A 20,916-nucleotide genomic window follows, 5' to 3' on the forward strand; every position below is an offset into this window, starting at 1 on the left:
CGTCTCGTCATGCGAGGAGGCGACGCAGGAAAAAGGGCGGCGAACGCGGGCTTCGCGTCGCCTGGCGCCGGTTGCCGGCGCGTCTGTCCTCCCTGCGGGCCGCAGCTTCGTTTGGTGAGCTGCATTCCTCATGTCATAGGCGTAACATGGGGTCAGTTCGTTGGAAAAACGAATAAGTTTGGCATGATCGACGAATAGGATTCACTGATGATCGGAGGCATGCCACCGCTGCAATGGCTGCAGACCTTCCGGGCCGTGATGGAGGCCGGAAGCTTCGCGGGCGCGGCGAAACTGATGAACCTGACGCCCTCGGCGATCAGCCATCAGATGCGCGCGCTGGAGGGCATGCTGGGGCGGCCCCTGTTCCTGCGCGTGCGGCGCAGCGTCGTCCCGACCGAGGAGGCGCTGACCTATTCCGCCTCGATCGGCGAGAGCTTCGCGCGGCTGATGACGGCGACGATTCGGGTCGCGTCGGGAGCGGGCGTGCGACGCCTGCCGATCCATGCCTCGCCCAGCTTTGCCACGCTCTGGCTGATGCCGCGGCTCGGCCAGTTCCTGCGCGAGCATCCCAGCATCGACGTCGCGCTCTTCGCCAGCCACGAGCCGGCCCGCCTCGGCAAGGACGGCATCCTCATCGACATCCAGTATGCGCGGCCGGTCCCCGAGGATTGCGAGGCGGTGGCGCTGGGCGAGGAGCTGATCCTCCCGCTCGCCAGCCCCGCCTTCGTGGCTGCGCACGGGCTGGAGGCGCCGAGCGACATCGCCCGGGTGCCGCTGATTCACTCGCTGCGCTGCGTCGTGCCCTGGGACCAGTGGACCGCGCGTCACGCCCCCTTCGTGCCCCTGAGCGCGCGCGGCCTGCAGTTCGACCGCGCCCATCTCGCTCTGGCCGCCGCGGTGGACGGCCTGGGCCTCGCGCTCGAATCGACGCTGCAGGCGCGCGACCTGCTCGCCGCCGGCCGGCTCGTCATGCCGCTCGGCCCCACCGGCATCGGGGTCGTGGCCCACCGCCTGATCTACCGGCGCGAGGAGCGGGACAATCCCGAGATCCAGGCCTTCGTCGGCTGGCTGATGGGCAAGATCGCCGAGGGGCCGACCCCCGGCCAGTTCGCGGGGCACTGAGGCGGCGGCGCCGCGGGGCGCGCGCGGCCTGAGCCTCTGCTCTGTCGCCTCAAGTTCCGCAGAAGGTCCGCAGCACGCGCTCCTCCGGCTGCGGCGGATTCTCGTAATCCGCATAGCCGGGACGCTCGACGAAGGGCTCGGCGAGCACCGCCAGCAGTTCCTCGAAGGGGCCGAAATCATCCCGCTCCTGCGCCGCCGCGATCGCGGCCTCGATGCGGTGGTTGCGCGGGATATAGGCCGGGTTGATCGCCAGCAGCGCACCAGGCGCGGTCCCCGCGCTGCGCGCGCGCCAGCGCTCCAGCCAGCCGTCGAGTGCGGGGGGGTGCGCCAGGGTGGCGCGCAGCGGGGCCTCGTCCGCCTCGCCCGCCTGCAGTCTCGCGAGGTGGCGGAAGCTCAGCGTGAAATCGGCCTGCGCCGCACCGAGCAGGCTGAGGAATTCGGCGCCGAGGATGGTGTCGCCCTCGCTGTCGCCGGGCAGGCCGAGTTTGCGCGCGATGCCGGCATCGTAGCCGGCCTGGAAGCGCGGGGCGAAGCCGGCGAGTGCTGCCTGCGCGACCTCGACCGCTCCGTCGACCGTCTCCGCCAGTAGCGGCAGCAACGCCTCGGCGAAACGGGTCAGGTTCCACAGCGCAATGCTCGGCTGGTTGCCATAGGCGTAGCGCCTGCCGGTATCGATCGCGCTGAACACGGTGGCGGGATCATAACCGTCGAGGAAGGCACAGGGTCCGTAGTCGATCGTCTCGCCGGCGACCGAGACGTTGTCGGTGTTCATCACGCCATGGATGAAGCCGACCAGGAGCCAGCGCACCATCAGGTCCGCCTGCACCGCGATCACCGCCTCGAGCAGGCCGAGATAGCGGTCGGGAGCCTGCGCCGCCTGCGGGTGATGGCGCGCGATGACATGGTCGGCCAGCGTCCGCAGGGCTTCGGTGTCCTGCCGGGCCGCGAAGAACTGGAAGGTGCCGACGCGGATATGGCTGGACGCCACGCGGGTGAGCACCGCGCCGGGCAGGATCGCGTCGCGCATCACGCGGGCGCCCGTCAGCACGAAGGCCAGCGCCCGCGTCGTCGGGATGCCGAGCGCCGCCATCGCCTCGCTGACGATGTATTCGCGCATCACCGGCCCCAGCGCCGCCCGCCCATCGCCGCCGCGCGAGAAGCGCGTGCGGCCGGCGCCCTTGAGCTGGATGTCGCGGCGCCGTCCGAAGCGGTCGATCACCTCGCCGAGCAGAATCGCCCGGCCGTCGCCGAGCTGCGGCACGAAGTTCCCGAACTGGTGGCCGGCATAGGCGGTTGCGATCGGCGTCGAGCCCTCGGTGATCGCGTTGCCCGACAGCATGGCGAGGCCTTCGGGGCCGGAGAGCCAGGCGGGATCGAGCCCAAGCTCTTCGGCCTGCGCCGGGTTGAGCCGCACCAGCCGCGGCTCGGGAACCGGCGTCGGCGGGGTCAGCGCAAAGAAGCGCTCCGGCAGCCTGGCATAGGAGTTGTCGAAGGCGATGGGCATGGCGCGTCCTGTCGTCGGGGCGTCTCATCCCCTCTGGGCGAAAGCAGCGGCGCGAGCAAGGGTTCCGCGCGCGGCCCCCGCCGCCACACATCCGCGCGTCGCGATCTGCTACGATGACATCATGACCATGGACCGACTGAAACGCATGCTCGAACCGGCCTCGCTGGCGGTGTGGGCGCCGCCGGGGGCCTCCACCATCCCGCTGCTCGAGGGCATCCGCAGCGGAGGCTATGCCGGGCGCGCCTTCGTGCTCGGCGGCGGCAGCGCGGAGGGGTTCGAGGCCGTGCCCGGCTTCGACGCGCTGGCGCAGCCGGTCGATCTCGTGATCGCGCCGGCCTCCGGGGCGGCGCAGGTCATCGCCGCTGCCGGCCGACGCGGCTGCGCGGGCGTGCTCGTCGCCGATGGCGAGCGGTCCGATGCGCAGGCGCTGGGCGCGGCGGCGCGCCTGGCCGGCATCCGCCTGCTCGGCCCCGATTCGATCGGACTCGTCGCGCCGCGCCTGCGCCTCAACGCCAGCTTCGCGCCCTTCGTGCCGGAAGCCGGGGGCGTCGCCCTCGTGGCGCAGTCGAGTTCGATCGCCGCCGGCGTCCTGGCCTGGGCGGCGCGGCGCGAGGTCGGTTTCTCCGGCGCCGTGACGCTCGGCGCCGCCGCGGATGTCGATCTCGCCGACTGCCTCGACCATTTCGGGCAGGACGGACGAACCCGCGCGATCCTGCTGGCGCTGGACGAGGTCGAGGATGCGGCGCGCTTCCTCTCCTCGGCGCGCGCGGCGGCCCGGCTGAAGCCCGTGCTCGTGCTCAAGCCCTGGCAGCCCGCTGGCGAGACCGGGGGGCTGACCCATGCGGGCCTGATCGTCACCCCGGACCGGGCCCATGACGCCGCCTTCCATCGGGCCGGCCTGCTGCGCGTGAACGATCTCGACGAGCTCTTCGCGGCCGCCGAGACGCTCGGGCGCATGCGTCAGCTCGTCGGCGGCCGGCTGGCGATCGTCAGCAACGGCGCCGGCCTCGCCGCTCTCGCGGCCGGGCGGCTGCGCCAGCTCGGCGGCAGCCTGGCCAGGCTCGGCGGCGGCGCGGCGGCAGCGTCGCGGGAGGCGGTGATCGAGGTCGCGACGCCGGCTCAATATGCCGGTACCGTCGCGGAGCTGCTCGCCGATGCCGGTGTCGACGCCGTGCTGGCGGTCCATGCGCCGCATCGTCTCGCGCAGGCCGAAGCCTGTGCCGATGCGGTGCTCGCCTCCGCTCAGGCGGCGGGGCAGGCCAAGCCCGTCCTGGCCGCCTGGATCGGCGGCGACGAGGCCGTCGCTGCGCGCTTTGCCGCGGCCGGGCTGCCTTCCTTCGCCACGGGCGCCGAGGCGGTGCTCGGCTTCCAGCACCTGCTGCGCCATGCCCGCCTGCAGGCGGAGCTGATGGCGACGCCGCCCTCGGCCGACGACGTTCCCCCGCCCGATCTGGCCCAGGCGCGGGCGATCGTCGCCCGCGCGCTGGCGCAGGAGCGCGACTGGCTCGATGCCGGCGAGGTCTCCGCGCTGCTGGCGATCTATCGCGTTCCGGAACTCAAGCCCGTGGTGGCGCCGGACCTCGAGGCGGCGCTGGTCGCGGCCCGGCCCTTCCTGTCGACCGGCCGGCCGGTGGCGCTGAAGATCGTCTCGCCCGACATCGTCCACAAATCCGATGTCGGCGGCGTCGCGCTCGATCTCGCGACCGAGGCCGCCATCCGTGACGCGGCCCAGCGCATGCTGGCGCGGGTGGCCCATGAGCGGCCCGGTGCGCGCATCACCGGTCTCGCCGTGCAGCCGATGGCCCAGCGCGCCAAGGCGCGCGAACTCATCGTCGGCTTCGCCACCGATCCCTGCTTCGGCCCGGTCGTCGTCTTCGGTCGGGGCGGGACCGCGGCCGAGCTGATCGACGACAGCCATGTCGCGCTGCCGCCGCTCGATCTCGGCCTCGCCGGCCGGCTGATCGCGCGAACCCGGGTCTCGCGCGTGCTCGCGGCCTATCGCGACGTGCCGGCGGCGAATCTCGAGGCGGTCGCCGCCGCGATCGTGGCCGTCGGCCAGATGGCGGTCGATCTGCCCGAGATCCGCGAGCTCGACCTGAACCCACTGCTCGCCGACGAGACCGGTGTCATCGCGGTCGATGCCCGCATCATGCTGGAGCGCCGTCCCGAGCGCCGCCGCCGCCCGGCGATCCGGCCCTATCCCGGCGGCTGGGCGAAGCGGATCGCCCTGCGGGGCGGGCGCGAATTCGAGGTCAGGCCGATCCGCCCGGACGACGAGGGGGCCATTGCGGAGATGCTGAAGAAGGTGACGCCGGAGGATCTGAGGCTGCGCTTCTTTGCGCCGGTGAAGGCGTTCAGCCACGCCTTCCTCGCCCATCTGACGCAGCTCGACTATGCCCGTGCCATGGCCTTCGTGGCGCTCGACGAGGCGGGCGAGGTCGCGGGCGTCGTGCGTCTCCACGCCGACATCGCCCATGAGGAGGCCGAATACGCCATTCTGCTGCGCTCTGACATGAAGGGGCTGGGTCTCGGCTGGACCCTGATGACGCTGATCATCGAATGGGCGCGTGCCGAGGGGCTGAAGACCATCCGCAGCCAGGTGCTGGCCGAGAACACGCGCATGCTCGCGCTCTGCCGCCAGCTCGGCTTCGGCATCGCCAATGATCCCGACGACACCGCCATCCGCATCGTCACCCTGCCGGTCGAGCCCCTGGCCTCCGCCGAACCCTGAACGGCGCGGCCCATGGTCTACCGCCGCGACGCGGCCGGCATCACGTTGCCGTGATTCCGCGCCCGGCAGCATCGGGACGCCAGCGCGCATTTCGGCCCGCAAGCCCGCCTCCCTTTGACAGAAACCACGCATCGGGGCGGCTTGCGGGGAGAAAATCATCCCCTCGCGCGGTCGGGTCGGCACGCCGCGGCCGGTTGGCTTGCGCGCGCAACTGAGCTTCACTCTGTTCCAATTCAAGTCTGGCCGGTCCGCCACGGGGCGTGCCGGCTTTACGGCGGGGCGCGATGGCTCTCCCGCTGTCCTTCTTGACCAAAAACCGGGAGGTCTGCGGTGGCGAAGCTCAATGTGAACGGCAAGATGCTCGATGTCGAAGCAGCCGGCGATACGCCGCTGCTCTGGGTGATCCGCGAGCAGATCGGCCTGACCGGCACGAAATATGGCTGCGGCGTCGCCCAGTGCGGCGCCTGCACGGTCCACATCGACGGTGTCGCGACGCGCGCCTGCACGCTGCCGCTGAGCGCGGTCACCGCGGAGCAGAAGATCGTCACGATCGAGGGGCTCTCCCCCGACGGCAAGCATCCGATCCAGCAGGCCTGGATCAAGCACGAGGTGCCGCAGTGCGGCTTCTGCCAGAGCGGCATGATCATGGCGACCGCCGCCCTGCTGCAGGCCAATCCGAAGGCGACCGAGGCCGACATCGCCGCCGAGATCACCAATATCTGCCGCTGCGGGACCTATGCGCGGGTCAAGACCGCGATCCTCGATGTCGTCGCGGGCGGGACGCTCGGCCGCGGCTGAGGTCTCGCCTGAACCTGACTCCCCAAGCGCGGGGTCGAGCGCGGCCGGATCTGGACAAGACCGCCGCTTCCCTCGCGACCAACCGATCCGGAGGACGACATGACATCCGCCTCGACCACCCCTGAGACCCCCGCTTCCACCCGCAAAGGCCTGTCCCGCCGCGGGATGCTCGCCGGCTCTGCGGCAGCAGCAGGCGCCTTCAGCTTCGGCTTCGCCATCCCCTTCGGCGAGGCCCAGGCGCAGGGCGCCGTGCCCGAGATCAACGCCTGGGTCGTGATCCATCCCGACGACAAGGTGGTGATCCGCATCGCCCGCTCCGAAATGGGGCAGGGCACCCTGACCGGCCTCGCCCAGCTCGTCGCCGAGGAGCTGAACTGCGACTGGTCGAAGGTCACGACCGAATATCCGACGCCGGGCCAGAACGTCGCCCGCAACCGCATCTGGGGCAATTTCTCGACCGGCGGCAGCCGCGGCATCCGCGAATCGCATGAATATGTCCGCAAGGGCGGCGCTGCGGCCCGCACCATGCTGATCCAGGCGGCGGCCAGCGAGTGGAACGTTCCGGCAGCCGAGTGCACCGCCGAGAAGAGCGTCATCACGCACAAGGCCTCCGGCCGCTCGCTGCGCTACGGGCAGGTCGCCGCTGCGGCCGCCAAGCTCGAGGCGCCCAAGGACGTCGCGCTGAAGGATCCCAAGGACTGGATCATCGCCGGCAAGCCGCTGGCCCGGCTCGATACGGCCGACAAGACCACCGGCGCCAAGATCTACGGCATGGATTTCAAGCTGCCGGGCATGCTCAACGCCGCGATCAAGGACTGCCCCGTCTTCGGCGGCAAGGTGAAGAGCTTCGACGCCGCCAAGATCAAGGCAATGCCCGGGGTGAAGCATGTGCTTCCCGTCGGCGACAGCGCCGTGACGGTTGTGGCCGACACCTGGTGGCAGGCCAAGACCGCGCTCGACGCGCTGCCGATCGTCTGGGACGAGGGCCCGCACGCCAAGGTCTCCAGCGCGAGCCTGGCCGAGTGGCTGAAGGAGGGGCTCGATGCCCCCGGCGCCGTCGTCGGCAACCAGAACGGCGACGTGAAGGCCGCGATCGCCGGCGCCGCCCGCACCATCGAAGCGGTCTATTCCTACCCGTTCCAGAACCATGCCTGCATGGAGACGATGAACGCGACGGCGCTCTACACGCCCGAGAAATGCGAGGTCTGGACGCCGACGCAGAATGGCGAGGCGGCGCTCGCTGCGACCGCCGAAGCCTCGGGCCTGCCGATCGCCAAATGCGAGGCCTACAAGATCGATCTCGGTGGCGGCTTCGGCCGGCGCGGCGCGGTGCATGACTGGGTCCGCCAGGTCGTCGCCATCGCCAAGCAGATCCCCGGCACGCCGGTGAAGCTGATCTGGTCGCGCGAGGAGGACATGCTGCATGGCCGCTTCCACCCGCTGACCCAGTGCAAGATGACCGGCGCGCTCGACAAGGACGGCAATCTGACCGGCCTTCACATGCGCATCTCCGGCCAGTCCATCGTCGCCGGCATCTTCCCGCAGAACATCCAGAACGGCCGCGATCCGGTCGTCTTCCAGGGGTTGAACGCCTCGGGTCCGGAGGCCTCGATCGGCTATTCGATCCCCAACCTCCTGATCGACCACGCCATGCGCAACCCGCATGTGCCGCCTGGCTTCTGGCGCGGCGTCAACCTGAACCAGAACGCGATCTATCTCGAATCCTTCATCGACGAACTGGCCAATGCCGCCGGCAAGGACCCGCTCGAGTTCCGCCGGGCCCTGATGAAGAACCACCCCAAGCATCTCGCCGTGCTGAATGCCGCGGCCGAGAAGGCGGGCTGGGGCAAGCCGCTGCCGGCGGGCGTCTTCCGCGGCATCTGCCAGACCATGGGCTTCGGTGCCTATGTCGCCGCGGTTGCCGAGGTCTCGGTCAGCCCCGAGGGCAAGCTCAAGATCCACCGCATCGTCGCGGCGACCGATCCGGGCCATGTCGTCAATCCCGCGCAGGTCGAGCGCCAGATCGAGGGCTCCTTCGTCTACGGCCTCTCGGCGGCGCTCTACGGCGAGATCACCATCAAGGACGGCCGCGTCGAGCAGGAGAACTTCGACACCTACGAGGTGATGCGGCTGGAGGCGATGCCGGCGGTCGAGACCGTGCTGGTGCCGTCCGGCGGCTTCTGGGGCGGTGTCGGCGAGCCGACGATCGCGGTCGCGGCGCCCGCCGTGCTGAACGCGATCTTCGCCGCCACCGGCAAGCGCATCCGCAACCTGCCGCTCAAGAACGCCGACCTGAAGAAGGCGTGAGCAGGGCCGGCATGCGGGCGCGGATCGGGTTGGGCGCAGCCCTGCTGGCTGTCTCACCCGCGACCGCGCTCGAACCCTTCGCGGTCGTCGGCGATGCGATCCCCGCGCCGCTCGGCGGCCTCGCCGGCGATGGGCAGCGCGGCGCGGCCCTGGTCCGGGACCGCGAGCGCGGCAACTGCCTGATCTGCCACCAGGGCGCGGACCCGTCCGAGCCCTTCCAGGGCTCGATCGGGCCGCCGCTCGCGGGCGTCGGTGCGCGGCTCGACGCCGGCCAGATCCGGCTGCGGCTCGTCGATGCCTCGCTTTTGAACCCTCAAACCGTGATGCCGCCCTATTTCCGCACGGAAAACCTGCAGGATGTCGCCCCGGCGTTCCGGGGAAAGCCCGCCCTCTCGGCCCAGGAGATCGAGGATGTCGTCAGCTATCTCGCCACGCTCCGCGCGCAGTGATGCCGGGATCGACCGCCGCAGCCTCATGGCGGGCGCGGCGGCCGGCCTGCTGGCTGCCGGGCTTCCGGCCGAGGCTGCCGCCGACACGCCGCCGGAGCTCGCACAGCTCATTGCCCGCGTCACCGAGGGCGCTGTGCCAGAGCGCGCGCGCATCAGGCTCGAGATCCCGGCGCTCGCCGAGAATGGCAACTCCGTCGACACCCGGATCGTCGTCGACAGCCCGATGACGCCGGCCGACCATGTTCGCTGGATTCATCTCATCGCCGAGAAGAACCCGTTTCCCGACATGGCGCGCTTCCATCTCGGCCCCCGCGCCGGGCGCGCCGAGGTCGCGACCACGCTGCGGATCGCGCAATCCCAGAAGGTCGTGGCACTGGCGTCGCTCAGCGACGGGCGCTTCGTCATGACGGATGCCGACATCGTCGTGACGCTGAGCGCCTGCATCGACGGCGGCTGAGGAGAGATCCGATGAGCTTCAACGCCCGCATCACCCTGCCCGCCCAGGCGAAGGCCGGCGAGATCGTCGAGATCCGGGTGCTGACCCGCCACCCGATGGACCGCGGCGGCCAGTCCGACGGCAAGGGCGGCACCGTGCCACGCAAGATCCTGAACCGGCTCACCGCGACCTATGCCGGCGAGCCGATCTTCCGCTTCGACATGCACACCGGCGTCTCGGCCAATCCCTTCGTCTCCTTTACGACGCGGGCCATCGAGACCGGCGACATCGTCTTCGAGTGGCGCGAGGACGGCGGCGCGACCTACACCCGCACCGCCCGGCTGACCGTGACGTGAGCTTCGTCGGCTTGCGATTGTTCTCGGCCCTCATCCTGAGGAGCCGCGCCAGCGGCGTCGCGAAGGATGGTCCAGAGCGCGCTGGAGCATCCTTCGAGACGCAAGCTCCACTTGCTCCTCAGGATGAGGGCTGTGGCTCCAGGAGCGCGATCGCGCTCATCGTCGCGCTGGCCGTCGTTGTCCTTCCAGCCGGTTCAGCGCTGGCCGAGATCAAATCCGGCTCCGATTTCCTCTCGCCCGAACTGCGCCGGCAGCAGGCGGACGAGACGCGCAATCCCGGCTTCTTCTGGGTCGAGCAGGGGCGGGAGCTGTTTACCCGCAAGCCGGTCGGCGACGGGCGGGCCTGCATCGGCTGCCATGTCGAGCCGCAGCAGAGCCTGCGCGGCGCCGCCACCCGCTACCCGCAGGTCGATGCCGCCACCGGTCGGTTGATGAACCTCGAGGGCCGGATCGAGCAATGCCGGGTCGAGCGGCAGGCGCAGCCCGCCTTCGGCTACGAGACGCCGGACCTGCTCTCGCTGACCGCCTATCTCGCCTCGCTCTCGCGCGGCCTGCCGATGCAGGTCACGACCGAGGGGCCGGCGAAGCCTTTCTACGAGGCGGGCCGGGCCTTCTTCGAGCGCAGGCAGGGCCAGCTCAACCTCTCCTGCCAGCAATGCCATGACGGGCTCGTCGGCCAGAAGCTGCGGGGCGACACGATCAGCCATGGCGCCGGCACCGGCTATCCCGCCTACCGGCTCGAATGGAACGAGGTCGGCTCGCTGCACCGGCGCCTGCGCGCCTGCTCGCTCGGCGTGCGCGCCACGCAGTTCGAGGCGGGCGGGCCGGAATACCTGGCGCTGGAGCTCTTTCTCGCCGCCCGCGCCAGGGGGCTTCCCGTCGAAACGCCGGCCATGCGCCGCTGACGGCGTGACCTGCGTGACGGCGGCGCCTCTTCCGGGAGGTGGCGGGCGCTAATGCCCGCCGCCGAGGATGAAGCGGCGGCCGTCCTGCTCGACGATCTCGACCGTCTGGCTGAAGGCGCCGGTTCCGGCTGCATGGCGCTGGATCTGCGCCTCGCTGTGCGCCGGCCGCGCCAGATTGCGACCGATCATGGTCGGGGCCGGCGCGACCCCGAGCAGTCCCAGCACTGTCGGGGCGATGTCGATGATGCCGGCCGGCTCCTGCGATACGGCGCCGGACTCCTCCCCGTCGCCGCGGGCGAGAATCAGCACCGTGTTGAGCTCGTGCGGGTTGATGCCGCCATGCATGCCGCCGCCGAGCGGCACGTCGCCGGGCGTCATCGCGCCCAGGCCCGGCAGGCCGTAAGGGTCTGCTTCGAGCCCGGATTTCAGGATGAACATCAGCTCCGGCTGGCGCGCATGGCCAACGCCCATCAGTGCGAGCGAGAGCGTGCCGTCGACCTGGCCCTCGACGCCGTTGCGGTCTGCCGACAGGACATGGCCGATGGCGGGCTGCTCCATCAGCCAGGCGGCGATGCGGGCGAGCGTCGCGCGATCGGCGGGGTCGCGCAGCCGGATCTCGCCGCTGATGCCGCCGGTCGCGGTGAGGTCGGCCTCTCCGATCTCCTTCTGGGCGCTGAGGCTGAAGCCCGCGGCCACGGCGGCATCGAACAGCGGCTCGATGGAGCCCGTCGAGATCTGGCCATGGTCGGAGGCCGCGATCACCGTGATGCGCTCCGCATCCGGCTGCGCCTCGACCCAGTCCAGGATCGCTCCGAAGGCGCGGTCCGCCTCCTTCAGCCCGGCCTTCGCCTCGGGAGAGCCGAGTCCGCGATAATGGAAGGTGGTGTCCGGCTCGTTGAACCAGATCAGCGCGACATCGGGCGCCAGCACGGGCAGGACATGCTCCGTCATCAGCCGGCCGCCATAGGCGAGTTCGGAAATCCGGGGCGTCTCTCGCGGCGGCAGCGGGCCGAGCAGGGCCAGCGCCTGCTCGACCGCTTCCGGCGTCTGGGTGGCCTCGGTGCCATGGACGGAAAACGTCCAGTGCCCGTTGGCGCGGGCGCGGGGGTTGATGAAATGCGCCGAGCCGGGCGAGCCGACATGGACGACGGCCAGCCGCTTGCCGGCCTGTGCCAGCCGGTCGCCCATGGTCTCGACATCGACCAGCCGCCCCTCATGATGGGCCTCCGCACGGCGCAGCATCGCGGCGTCGCTGGTGTCGAAGATCCGGTCCGGAATCGCTTCGCGGTGATGGAAGGCATTGCCGACGATGCCGTGCACCCCGGGCGGTGCGCCCGTGGCGATCGAGGTGGTGGCGACCCGCGTGACCGAGGGGAAAACGCTGCGTGCCCGGCGGAACCAGGTGCCGCGCGCGGCCAGCCGCAGCAGGTTCGGCGTCACCTCGGCGCTCAGCATATCGGGGCGAAGCCCGTCGAAGACCGCGATGACGACGCGGTCGGCGAGGGGAGTATCGTGATCGGTCATCGGCAGGGTTCCGGGGGCGGGGTTCGATAGAAGCTGGATCAGGCCACTGCGGCAATGGCGGGCGAGTTGGCGGGGGCACCACGCAACACGGGTACCGGGTCGTCGTCCCGGGCGCCCGGCTGGATGCCCGATGGCGCGGAAAAGGGAGGCGTTGGCGGAAGGGCTGTCATGGCGCCGCAGATACCGCCGCGTCGATGACCGTCTCGTGACAGCGCGAGCGTCGCGGGTTTGCGGCGCGGCGCGGGCTGTGATTTGCCTTGCGCCAGCCGCGCGAGCGGACCAGCCGGAGCAATGCTGCCGTGAACAGCCGCCAAATCGAGATCTTCGTCGCCGTCATGAAGGCCGGCACGGTCTCGCGCGCGGCCGAGCTGCTCGGCGTCACCCAGCCCGGCGTCAGCCGCACCATCGCCGATCTGGAGACCTCGGTCGGCTTCCTGCTCTTCGATCGCGTGCGCAACCGAATCGTGCCGACGCCGGAGGGGCGCCTGCTCTATGACGAGGTCCAGGCCGCCTTTCGCGGCATGGACAAGATCCGTTCCGCCGCCGCCCGCATCCGCGACCATGGCGCCGGCCAGATCCGGGTCGCCTCGCTGTCGGCGCTGGGGTCCTCGCTGGTGCCCAGGGCGGTCCGGCGCTTTCGCGACCGGCGCCCCGACACGGCGGTGACGCTGATGGTTCTGCCCTCGCGGGACGTCCGCAACGGCATCGTCGCTGGCGAGTTCGATCTCGGTCTGGCCGCCGACGAGGTCGATGTCAGCGGGCTTGTCCACCAGCCCTTCGTCTCGCCGCGGGCCTTTTGCGCGATGCCCGTCGGGCACCCCCTGTCGGAGCGCAGCGTGATCACGCCGCACGACCTCGCCGGGCTGGACTTCGTCGCCTATGTGCCGGAGGACCGGGCGCGCCAGCGGCTCGACCTGGCCATCGCCGAGTCGGGCGCTGCGCCGCCGCGCATCGTCGTCGAGACGATCTACGCCGCCACCGTCTTCGCGCTGATTTCGGAAGGCGTCGGCGTCGGCCTGATCAGCCCCTATGCGATCGCGGGGTTCGACCAGTCCAGGGTCGTGCTGCGGCCCTTCGAGCCTGCGGTGCACAGCAAGAGCGTGCTGCTGCTGCCCGCCGACCGGCCGAAATCACAGCTGGTGCGCGATTTCATCGACTGCCTGATGGCCGAGCGCTGAGCCGCAGGACGGACCGGTCGCGGCCATAACATCAGGGCATCGTCTTATGCCTTCCACCTGATTGCGGCACTCCGGCGATCGCTTACGCATGGTCCCACGAAGGGATTCCCACCATGCATGACTCCACCCGCTGCGTTCACCATCCGGCCGTCAACGAGGAGGGCTATGCCTCGCTCGCCGTGCCGACGCACCGCGCCTCGACCATCGTCTACAAGGATGCGGCGAGCTTCGCGGCGCGCAAGGACCGCGGCTTCGACGGCTACACCTACGGGCTGCACGGCACGCCGACGACCCGCACGCTGGAGGCACAGCTGACCGCCCTGCATGGTGGCGTGCGCACCGTGCTGGTGCCGTCCGGCCAGGCGGCTGTGACCATGGTCATGCTCGCCGTGCTGATGCCCGGCGACAAGGTGCTGATCCCCGACCATGTCTACCCGCCGGTGCGCAGCTTCTGCGAGGATTACCTGAAGCCACGCGGCATCGATTACGGCGTCTACGACCCGCTGATCGGGGCCGGCATCGCCGAGCTGATCGACGACGCGACAAAACTGGTCTGGGTTGAGTCGCCGGGCTCGGGCACGATGGAGGTGCAGGACGTGCCCGCCATCGTCAGGGCCGCCAAGGCGAAGGGCTGCCTCGTCGGCTGCGACAACACCTGGGCGACGCCGCTGATCTTCAAGCCGCTGGCCCATGGCGCCGATTTCGCCTGCGAGGCCCTGACAAAATATGTCGGCGGCCATTCCGACCTGCTGCTCGGCTCGATCACCGTCGCCGACATGGCGCTTCGTCAGAAGCTGAAGGAGCTGCTGCGCGGCTATGGCGTCGGTGTCTCGCCCGACGAATGTCAGTTGGCGCTGCGCGGCATCGAGACGATGGGGCTGCGCGTCGCCCATATGGGCCGGGTCTCGGAGGATTTCGCCAGGCGCCTGGCGCTTTCGCCGGCGGTCGAGACCGTGCTGCACCCGGCGCTGCCCTCCTGCCCCGGCCATGAGATCTGGCAGCGCGACATGGGCCGCTCCTCGGGCGTCTTCAGCCTCGTGCTGAAGCCGGTGGCCGACGACGTGCTGGAGGCCGCGCTGACGGCGCTCCAGGTCTTCGCCATCGGCGCCTCCTGGGGCGGCACGCGCAGCCTGATCGCGCCGATGGCGGTGAAGGGCGACCGCAGCGTCGTGCCCTGGACGAAGGAAGGTCCGGTGCTGCGCATCAGCATCGGCCTCGAGGACGAGGGCGATCTCTGGGCCGACCTCGACGCGTTGCTCGTCGCGCTGGAGGGCAGGGCCGGAGCCGCGGCGGCCTGACGGGCACGGGCCCGCGGCCGTCAGACGAGCGAGAAGACGACATTCCGGACCGACGACGCGGCGGACATGCATTCGCTGCGCGGGGAGAGCTGCGCCCGTTTTTGACCGACAACGACAAGGGGAAAGACAATGAAGCACTGGATTCTCGGCCTGGCCGCTCTGGCGGCCGCCACCCTGCCGGCCTCAGCCCAGACAGGCCCGACGCTCGCCAAGATCAAGGAGCGGGGCCACATCATCTGCGGCACCAGCCCCGGCGTCGCCGGCTTTTCGATCCAGGATGCGGCGGGGCGCTGGAACGGCTTCGACATCGACATCTGCCGGGCGCTGGCGGTCGCGATCTTCAACGACCCCGACAGGGCGAAGTTCGTGCCGCTGACCTCGAAGGACCGGCTGATCGCGCTGCAGGGCGGCGAGATCGACGTTCTCCCGCGCACCACGACCTGGACGCTCTCGCGCAATCTCGGCCAGGGCGTCACCTTCACGGCGGTGAACTACTATGACGGCCAGGGCTTCATGGTGGCGAAGAAGCTCGGCGTCGCCAGTGCCACCAAGCTCGACGGCGCCTCGATATGCGTCGCGCAGGGCACGACCAGCGAGCTCAATCTCGCCGACTATTTCCGCAAGCTCGGCATGAAATACGAGCCCGCGGCCTTCTCGACCTCGGAGGAGGCGCTGAAGGCCTATGAGGCCGGCCGTTGCGACGCCTACACCACCGACGTCTCCGCACTGGCGGCGGTCAAGCTCAAGCTGCAGGACCCCGATGCCCATGTCGTCCTGCCGGAGGTCATCTCGAAGGAGCCGCTCGGCCCCTGGGTCCGCACCGGCGACGAGGGCTGGTTCAATCTCGTGCGCTGGACGGTGGCGGCACTGGTCAATGCCGAGGAACTGGGGGTCACCCAGGCCAATGTCCGCGAGATGACCAAATCGGCCAATCCGGAAATCCGGCGTTTCCTCGGTCTGGACGGCAAATTCGGCGAGGCGATGGGCGTGACCAATGACTGGGTCGTGCGCATCATCGCGACTGTCGGCAATTACGGCGAATCCTTCGACCGCTATCTCGGCAGCCAGTCGCGGCTGAAGCTCGCCCGTGGCCCCAATGCGCTCTGGACCAATGGCGGCCTGCAATACAGCCCGCCCTTCCGGTGAGATCGCGCCCGTAAGCCACCTGACGACGTACGAGCCCTGGATGATGACCGCTCAGCCGGGCACGGACGGCACGTCGTGTCGCAGATCACCCTCGTCATGGACGAAGGTGATCTGCAGCGATCCGGCGCGCTCGCTATCGGCGGAGGGCGATTGCCGAAGCTCACCGCCAGCAACGGTCGTCGGCAGCCCTCCTTCGCACAGGCGTGATCGCAGGTCCTCGAGACGACTCTCCGCGAGGTGAAAGCGGATCGTCGTCATGGTGTTGGAGAACATGCGTGCATCATCGACCCATCCGCCCAACGCGGCGATCAGATCCATGGCTTCGGTGGTGACGGCATGGCGCTCCCGACGCGTGATGGCATGAAGCAGCATCTCGGGCCTCGTTTCGCTCAGTTGGCGGTCAAAGGTGTCGGCTCCGACGCCCCATCGCAGCAGCCACGGCGACCGACGAGGCGGCAAGCTGCGCGTCTTCGCAAGGGCGGTTGTCACGACGCTGCGAACGAGCCGCCGGATGGTCATGCCGGCTGCTCATAAGGCCCGCAGCGGCGTGACGATCAGCCGTCCATCGGGCGCCGACGACAGCGCCGCCTGAACGCCGAAGACCGACGCCACCATCTCCAGCTCGATGACGTCGCCCGGCTTGCCGCAGCACACCACCCGGCCCTTGCGCATCACCATGACCGCGTCGGCGAAGCGCGCGGCGATGTTGAGATCGTGCAGGATGACGAGCGTGGTGAGGCCGCGCGCGCGGGTCATGCGCAGCACGATCTCCATCACCTCGAGCTGGTGGCGGATGTCGAGCGCGCTGATCGGCTCATCGAGCAGCAGCAGTGAAGGCTCGGAGGCCAGCGCCTGTGCGAGAAACACGAGCTGGCGCTGGCCGCCGCTGAGCTCGCCGAGATAGCGCGAGGCGAGCGGCTTCAGGTCGAGTTCGCCCAGCACCGCCTCGACAGCGGCGAGATCGTCAGGCCGCACCCGCAGGCCCAGCCGCCCGAGGCGGCCGAGCAGCACGGCCTCCAGTACGGTCAGCGCGGCGCGCGCGCCGATGTCCTGTGGCATGTAGCCGATCCGCTCCGGCCTGACCGTCGAGCCGTCGAACCTGATCACGCCGTAATGCTTCACCAGCCCGGCGACGGCCTTGACCAGCGAGGACTTGCCCGAGCCGTTGGGGCCGATGACGGCGAGCACCTCGCCAGGATGGGCCGCGACGTCCACCCCTTCGATCGCCTGCGTCGCGCCATAGCGGACGCTCAATCCTGCGACGGTCAGCTTCACCAGAAGGCCCTCCGGTTGCGCAGGATCAGCCAGACGAAGAAGGGCACGCCGATCAGCGAGGTGACGATCCCGATCGGCACGATCGCGCCCGGCAGAACCGTCTTGCTGGCGATCGAAGCGAGCGAGAGAAGAAGCGCGCCATAGAGCGCCGAGGCCGGCAGGAAGCTGCGCTGGTCCTCGCCGACCAGCATCCGCGCGATATGCGGCGCCACCAGCCCCACGAACCCGATCGTCCCGACGAAGGCGACCGCGACGCCCGTCAGCGCCGAGATCAGCACGAAGGAGCGCAGCCGCAGCCGCCGAACGTCGACGCCCAGCCCCCGCGCCCGCTCGTCGCCGAGCTTCAGCGCGGTCAGCCGCCAGACATCGGCGACGAGGACGGGGATGCAGGCGACCAGCACCGCCGTGATGATCCAGAGCTTGCTCCAGCTCGCCTTCTGCAGCGAGCCGAACAGCCAGAACACGATCTGCTGCAGCGCCTCGGGCGAGGCGACGAACTGCAAGAGCGCCAGCAGCGCCTGGAACAGGAAGAGCAGCGCGATCCCGGCCAGCACCAGCATCTCGGGCGAGGACTCCCGCGCCTGGCCGATGCCGTAGACTCCCGCGCAGGCGATGCCCGCGAAGAGGAACGCCATCAGCGGGATGCCCCAGGCCTCGGGCACCGGCATGGCGACGCCGAGCACGATGACGAGCGCCGCCCCGAAGCCGGCCCCGGCCGAGACGCCGAGCGTATAGCTCGATGCCAGCGGGTTGTTCAGGATCGTCTGCATGATCGCGCCGGACAAGCCCAGCGCCGCGCCGACCACGAGCGCGACAAACGCGATCGGCAGCCGGATCGACCAGACGATGGCGTCGACGGTCCGGTCCTGCGCCAGGCCGAAGACGGACTTCGCCACCGCCGCGACCGGCAGGAAGGCCGGCCCGGTCGCGACGTCGAGCACGAGGCTGACGAGGATGGCGACGCAGCCGATGGCGAGCACCGCGACGCGGCGCGCACCCATCGCGGCATAGGTCGCGGTGAGGGAGATCGCGCTCATGGCTTCAAAGGCAGCATCCAGGTGCCGCCATAGGCCACCGGCAGATACTTCTCGTGATAGGCCTTGAAGGACGCGGCCGGGTCGACATCCGCGAAGGCCTCCGGATAGAGCCGCTTGCCGATATACTGCATCGCCACGAAGTCGAAGAGCGAGCGGCTCAGGCCGTGCTCGATCGCGTTGACGTTGCCGGTCCGGACCGCCGTCAGTCCGGCCCAGCCGGCGCGTGCCGCGTAAGGCGCGAGCGAGGCGCGGGTCTGCTCCTCGCTCATCTCATAGCCGGTCTTCACCGCCTTGGGCTTGTTGGCCCAGGACGAGCCGGCGATGAAGATCGCATCGGGATCGGCGGCGATGACGGCTTCTGGGTTCATCCGTCCCGACGCGCCGGCGAGCCTGCCGACCGCAATGTTCTCGCTGCCCAGCAGCGTCAGGATCTTGCCCCACATCGTCGTGGCGTAGCTGACGCCGATGGTGTCGGCGCCGTCCGGCCCGGTCTCGACATAGGTGCGCGGCTTGCGCGTGACATGGGCTTTCGCGACCCGGGCCAGCACGTCGCGATACTGGCTCTCATAGTAGGTTGCGAGTTCCTCGGCGCGGGCGTCGCTGCCCGTGATCCTGCCGAGCGCGCGGGTGGAGGCGAGGTGGCGTTCCAGGATCTGGGCGTTGTAGTCGATGACGACGATCGGGATGCCTGCCGCCTCGATGCGTTCCCGCTCGCTGCCGAGCGCGGTGAACATCCAGTCCGCCACCAGGAAGGCGTCGGGCTTGAGCGCGATCAGCTTCTCGGCGCTGAAGCTGCCATCCTCGATCAGGCCGACATCGGGCATCGCCGCGAGATTGGGAATGACCGCCGTGTAGCGCTTGAAGATCGACGGTCGCCAGCCCTCCCAGGCGGTGCGCGACATGCCGACGACGGTCTGCCAGCCCGCGACGCCGGCGACGGCGGTGAACTCCTCGAAATTGAAGTTCACCACGAGGCGCTTGGCGGGCAGGTCGACGGTGATCTTGCGGCCGAGCGCGTCGACAATCTCGGTCGGGGCCGCAGTCGCGGCGAAGGGGCTGGCGAGAAGCGCCGCTGCGACGAGCAGGGCCCTGAGAGGGGCGATCATGGAAGTCTCCGGGAGGCGAAGGATGACGGTCGGGGGCCTGTGCGGAGCCGCGGCCGGGGTCGCGGCTCCGCAGGGTGAGGCGCGCCGGGCTCAGGGCTTCAAAGGCAGCATCCAGGTGCCGCTGAAGGCGATCGGCAGGAAGGCCTTGTGATAGGCCCGGAAGGACGCGACCGGGTCGACATCCGCGAAGGCCTCCGGATAGAGCCGCTTGGCGATGTATTGCATCGCCACGAAGTCGTAGAGCGTGCGGGCGAGCCCGTGCTCGATGGCGTTGATGTCGCCGGCCTTGATCGCCTTCAGCTCGGCCCAGCCGGCGCGCTGTGCATAGGGCATCAGGCTGGCGCGGGTCTCGGTTTCCGGGATGTCGTAGCCGGTGCGCACCGCCTTGGGCCGGTTCACCCAGGAGGACGATGCCATCAGGATCAGGTCCGGGTTCTCGGCGATGACGGCTTCCGCATTGAGCGGTCCCCAGGGGCCGGGGATCTTGCCGGTGGCGATGTTCTGCGCCCCCAGCGTGGTGATGATCTTGCCCCACATCGTGTTGTTGTAGGTGTTGCCGATCGTCTCGGCCCCGGCCTGGCCGAGCTCGACATAGACCTTCTTGGTCGGGGCGCCGGCCGCCTTGGCCTTCGCGACGCGGGCGAGCACGTCGTTGTACTCGCGCTCGTAGAGGCTCGCGAGACCTTCGGCCCGGGCTTCCGTCCCCATCACCTTGCCGAGTGCGCGCGTCGAGGCGAGATGGCGCTCGAGCAGCTGGGCGTTGTAGTCGATGATGACGACGGGGATGCCGGCGCCCTCGATCTGCTGCATCTGCGTCGAGAGCGCCTTGTAGCCCCATTCCGACATCAGCAGCACGTCGGGCTTCAGCCCGATGACCTTCTCGGCGCTGAAGCTGTTGTCGTCGCTGTGGCCGATATCGGGCATGGCGGCGAGGTTGGGGATCACCGCCTTGTAGCGGTTGAAGATCACCGGCCGCCAGCCCTCCCAGGGCGCGCGCGAGATGCCGACGACTTTCTGCCAACCTTCGACGCCGGCGACCGCGGTGAACTCCTCGAAATTGAAGTTTACCGCGACACGCTTCACCGGCAGATCAACCGTGACCTTGCGGCCGAGCGCGTCGGTGATCTCGGTGGGCGCGGCGAGCGCCGCAAGCGAGGAGGCCAGCAGCGCCGCGCCGGCCAGGAGGGATTTGAACGAGAGCGTCATGGTGGGTTCCGTTGGATTGAAGGGGTCGTCGTCGCGGGGGAGGGTTCAGTGCTTGTGGGCGGGCTCGCGCGCGCCGACGCCCTGGACGGCGAATTCGACCGCGACCGTGCCAGCCTTCTCGAATTGCAGCGTGCCCTTGACCGCCTCGCCCTCCTTGAGCGGGCGCTTCAGCTCCATGAACATGATGTGGTAGCCGCCGGGCTTCAGCTCGGCCTTGGCGCCGGGCTTGATCTCGAGACCGGCATCCAGCGGGCGCATCGTCATGATGCCGTCCTTCACCGCCATCTCGTGGATCTCGATGCGGCCGGCGACGTCGGAGGCGCCGCCGATCAGCCGGTCGGGCGCGCTGCCGCTGTTCTGGATCGTCAGATAGCCGCCGGCGACCTTGGCGCCGGCGGGCGTCGCGCGCGTCCAGGGATGGTCGATCTTGAGCGGACCGACGGTGAAATCATGCGCCAGCGCAACCACGCTGGTGAGGGTCAGCATCGCGGCGGCGAGATAGTGCAGGGGCTTGTTCATCGTGGTTCTCCTTGGGGTT

The 20,916-nt window shown here is 69.8% G+C and carries 19 protein-coding genes; 11 read left to right on the forward strand and 8 right to left on the reverse strand.

The genetic code is table 11. The features are described 5' to 3' along the window. Positions 1–207: 207 nt before the first annotated feature. On the forward strand, positions 208–1,122 hold the full coding sequence (locus tag BSY19_RS08170; protein ID WP_083247484.1) for a LysR substrate-binding domain-containing protein: 915 nt from the start codon (positions 208–210) through the stop codon (positions 1,120–1,122). Between the two features lie 49 nt (positions 1,123–1,171). Here BSY19_RS08170 and BSY19_RS08175 read toward each other — a convergent pair whose 3' ends face one another. After that, complete coding sequence (locus tag BSY19_RS08175) at positions 1,172–2,626, reverse strand: protein adenylyltransferase SelO (RefSeq protein WP_069053724.1); 1,455 nt, start codon at positions 2,624–2,626, stop codon at positions 1,172–1,174. A 121-nt stretch (positions 2,627–2,747) separates the two neighbouring features. Between BSY19_RS08175 and BSY19_RS08180 the strand changes: the two genes are divergently transcribed. The 7 genes from BSY19_RS08180 (at position 2,748) to soxA (ending at position 10,608) form a co-directional block, all read left to right on the forward strand. After that, the gene (locus BSY19_RS08180; RefSeq protein WP_069053725.1) at positions 2,748–5,357 is read left to right on the forward strand and encodes a bifunctional acetate--CoA ligase family protein/GNAT family N-acetyltransferase; all 2,610 of its coding nucleotides are present in this window, start codon (positions 2,748–2,750) and stop codon (positions 5,355–5,357) included. 330 nt (positions 5,358–5,687) lie between these two features. After that, positions 5,688–6,155 (forward strand): (2Fe-2S)-binding protein, encoded by a 468-nt coding sequence (locus BSY19_RS08185; protein WP_069053726.1) that lies wholly within the window; start codon positions 5,688–5,690, stop codon positions 6,153–6,155. Between the two features lie 99 nt (positions 6,156–6,254). Further along, positions 6,255–8,462, forward strand: coding sequence for a xanthine dehydrogenase family protein molybdopterin-binding subunit (locus BSY19_RS08190; RefSeq protein ID WP_069053727.1), 2,208 nt, complete (start codon positions 6,255–6,257; stop codon positions 8,460–8,462). Continuing rightward, positions 8,459–8,911, forward strand: a complete 453-nt coding sequence (soxX, locus tag BSY19_RS08195) for a sulfur oxidation c-type cytochrome SoxX (protein WP_236840492.1) — start codon at positions 8,459–8,461, stop codon at positions 8,909–8,911. Before BSY19_RS08190 ends, soxX begins: the two co-directional genes overlap by 4 nt. Continuing rightward, the gene (locus BSY19_RS08200) at positions 8,874–9,368 is read left to right on the forward strand and encodes a thiosulfate oxidation carrier protein SoxY (protein WP_069053728.1); all 495 of its coding nucleotides are present in this window, start codon (positions 8,874–8,876) and stop codon (positions 9,366–9,368) included. The genes soxX and BSY19_RS08200 overlap by 38 nt, the downstream gene beginning before the upstream one ends. A gap of 11 nt (positions 9,369–9,379) precedes the next feature. Beyond that, a complete protein-coding gene (gene soxZ, locus BSY19_RS08205; protein ID WP_069053729.1) occupies positions 9,380–9,703 on the forward strand; it encodes a thiosulfate oxidation carrier complex protein SoxZ in 324 nt (107 codons plus the stop codon). Beyond that, entirely contained in the window at positions 9,700–10,608 is a 909-nt protein-coding gene (gene soxA / locus BSY19_RS08210) for a sulfur oxidation c-type cytochrome SoxA (RefSeq protein WP_210184414.1), read from the forward strand. Before soxZ ends, soxA begins: the two co-directional genes overlap by 4 nt. 48 nt (positions 10,609–10,656) lie before the next feature. Here soxA and BSY19_RS08215 read toward each other — a convergent pair whose 3' ends face one another. After that, complete coding sequence (locus BSY19_RS08215; RefSeq protein WP_069053730.1) at positions 10,657–12,132, reverse strand: alkaline phosphatase family protein; 1,476 nt, start codon at positions 12,130–12,132, stop codon at positions 10,657–10,659. Between the two features lie 299 nt (positions 12,133–12,431). Here BSY19_RS08215 and BSY19_RS08220 point away from each other — a divergent pair, with 299 nt between their 5' ends. The 3 genes from BSY19_RS08220 to BSY19_RS08230 all read left to right on the forward strand — a co-directional run bounded on the left by BSY19_RS08220 (position 12,432) and on the right by BSY19_RS08230 (position 15,754). After that, complete coding sequence (locus tag BSY19_RS08220) at positions 12,432–13,310, forward strand: LysR substrate-binding domain-containing protein (RefSeq protein ID WP_069056946.1); 879 nt, start codon at positions 12,432–12,434, stop codon at positions 13,308–13,310. A 113-nt stretch (positions 13,311–13,423) separates the two neighbouring features. Beyond that, the gene (gene metC / locus BSY19_RS08225) at positions 13,424–14,608 is read left to right on the forward strand and encodes a cystathionine beta-lyase (RefSeq protein WP_069053731.1); all 1,185 of its coding nucleotides are present in this window, start codon (positions 13,424–13,426) and stop codon (positions 14,606–14,608) included. Between the two features lie 129 nt (positions 14,609–14,737). Next, complete coding sequence (locus BSY19_RS08230) at positions 14,738–15,754, forward strand: amino acid ABC transporter substrate-binding protein (protein ID WP_069053732.1); 1,017 nt, start codon at positions 14,738–14,740, stop codon at positions 15,752–15,754. Between the two features lie 51 nt (positions 15,755–15,805). Here BSY19_RS08230 and BSY19_RS08235 read toward each other — a convergent pair whose 3' ends face one another. From BSY19_RS08235 to BSY19_RS08260, 6 genes are all read right to left on the reverse strand, one after another. After that, a complete protein-coding gene (locus BSY19_RS08235) occupies positions 15,806–16,273 on the reverse strand; it encodes a hypothetical protein (protein ID WP_069053733.1) in 468 nt (155 codons plus the stop codon). A gap of 9 nt (positions 16,274–16,282) precedes the next feature. Continuing rightward, positions 16,283–17,029: an ABC transporter ATP-binding protein gene (locus BSY19_RS08240; protein WP_069053734.1), complete on the reverse strand. Its 747-nt coding sequence runs from the start codon at positions 17,027–17,029 to the stop codon at positions 16,283–16,285. After that, the gene (locus BSY19_RS08245; RefSeq protein WP_069053735.1) at positions 17,026–18,066 is read right to left on the reverse strand and encodes a FecCD family ABC transporter permease; all 1,041 of its coding nucleotides are present in this window, start codon (positions 18,064–18,066) and stop codon (positions 17,026–17,028) included. The genes BSY19_RS08240 and BSY19_RS08245 overlap by 4 nt, the downstream gene beginning before the upstream one ends. Beyond that, the gene (locus BSY19_RS08250) at positions 18,063–19,172 is read right to left on the reverse strand and encodes an ABC transporter substrate-binding protein (protein ID WP_069053736.1); all 1,110 of its coding nucleotides are present in this window, start codon (positions 19,170–19,172) and stop codon (positions 18,063–18,065) included. Before BSY19_RS08250 ends, BSY19_RS08245 begins: the two co-directional genes overlap by 4 nt. A gap of 90 nt (positions 19,173–19,262) precedes the next feature. Next, entirely contained in the window at positions 19,263–20,378 is a 1,116-nt protein-coding gene (locus BSY19_RS08255) for an ABC transporter substrate-binding protein (protein ID WP_069053737.1), read from the reverse strand. A 45-nt stretch (positions 20,379–20,423) separates the two neighbouring features. After that, a complete protein-coding gene (locus BSY19_RS08260; RefSeq protein ID WP_069053738.1) occupies positions 20,424–20,897 on the reverse strand; it encodes a copper chaperone PCu(A)C in 474 nt (157 codons plus the stop codon). Positions 20,898–20,916 lie beyond the last annotated feature (19 nt).

This window comes from Bosea sp. RAC05 (assembly GCF_001713455.1).
Classification (GTDB): Bacteria; Pseudomonadota; Alphaproteobacteria; order Rhizobiales; family Beijerinckiaceae; genus Allobosea.

What these genes read in the sequence shown, in the direction of transcription:
- BSY19_RS08170 (WP_083247484.1), top strand. Translation starts at nt 208, where the DNA reads ATGATCGGAGGCATGCCACCGCTGCAATGGCTGCAGACCTTCCGGGCC.
- BSY19_RS08175 (WP_069053724.1), bottom strand. Translation starts at nt 2,626, where the DNA reads ATGCCCATCGCCTTCGACAACTCCTATGCCAGGCTGCCGGAGCGCTTC.
- BSY19_RS08180 (WP_069053725.1), top strand. Translation starts at nt 2,748, where the DNA reads ATGACCATGGACCGACTGAAACGCATGCTCGAACCGGCCTCGCTGGCG.
- BSY19_RS08190 (WP_069053727.1), top strand. Translation starts at nt 6,255, where the DNA reads ATGACATCCGCCTCGACCACCCCTGAGACCCCCGCTTCCACCCGCAAA.
- BSY19_RS08200 (WP_069053728.1), top strand. Translation starts at nt 8,874, where the DNA reads ATGTCGTCAGCTATCTCGCCACGCTCCGCGCGCAGTGATGCCGGGATC.
- soxZ (WP_069053729.1), top strand. Translation starts at nt 9,380, where the DNA reads ATGAGCTTCAACGCCCGCATCACCCTGCCCGCCCAGGCGAAGGCCGGC.
- BSY19_RS08215 (WP_069053730.1), bottom strand. Translation starts at nt 12,132, where the DNA reads ATGACCGATCACGATACTCCCCTCGCCGACCGCGTCGTCATCGCGGTC.
- metC (WP_069053731.1), top strand. Translation starts at nt 13,424, where the DNA reads ATGCATGACTCCACCCGCTGCGTTCACCATCCGGCCGTCAACGAGGAG.
- BSY19_RS08230 (WP_069053732.1), top strand. Translation starts at nt 14,738, where the DNA reads ATGAAGCACTGGATTCTCGGCCTGGCCGCTCTGGCGGCCGCCACCCTG.
- BSY19_RS08235 (WP_069053733.1), bottom strand. Translation starts at nt 16,273, where the DNA reads ATGACCATCCGGCGGCTCGTTCGCAGCGTCGTGACAACCGCCCTTGCG.
- BSY19_RS08245 (WP_069053735.1), bottom strand. Translation starts at nt 18,066, where the DNA reads ATGAGCGCGATCTCCCTCACCGCGACCTATGCCGCGATGGGTGCGCGC.
- BSY19_RS08250 (WP_069053736.1), bottom strand. Translation starts at nt 19,172, where the DNA reads ATGATCGCCCCTCTCAGGGCCCTGCTCGTCGCAGCGGCGCTTCTCGCC.
- BSY19_RS08255 (WP_069053737.1), bottom strand. Translation starts at nt 20,378, where the DNA reads ATGACGCTCTCGTTCAAATCCCTCCTGGCCGGCGCGGCGCTGCTGGCC.
- BSY19_RS08260 (WP_069053738.1), bottom strand. Translation starts at nt 20,897, where the DNA reads ATGAACAAGCCCCTGCACTATCTCGCCGCCGCGATGCTGACCCTCACC.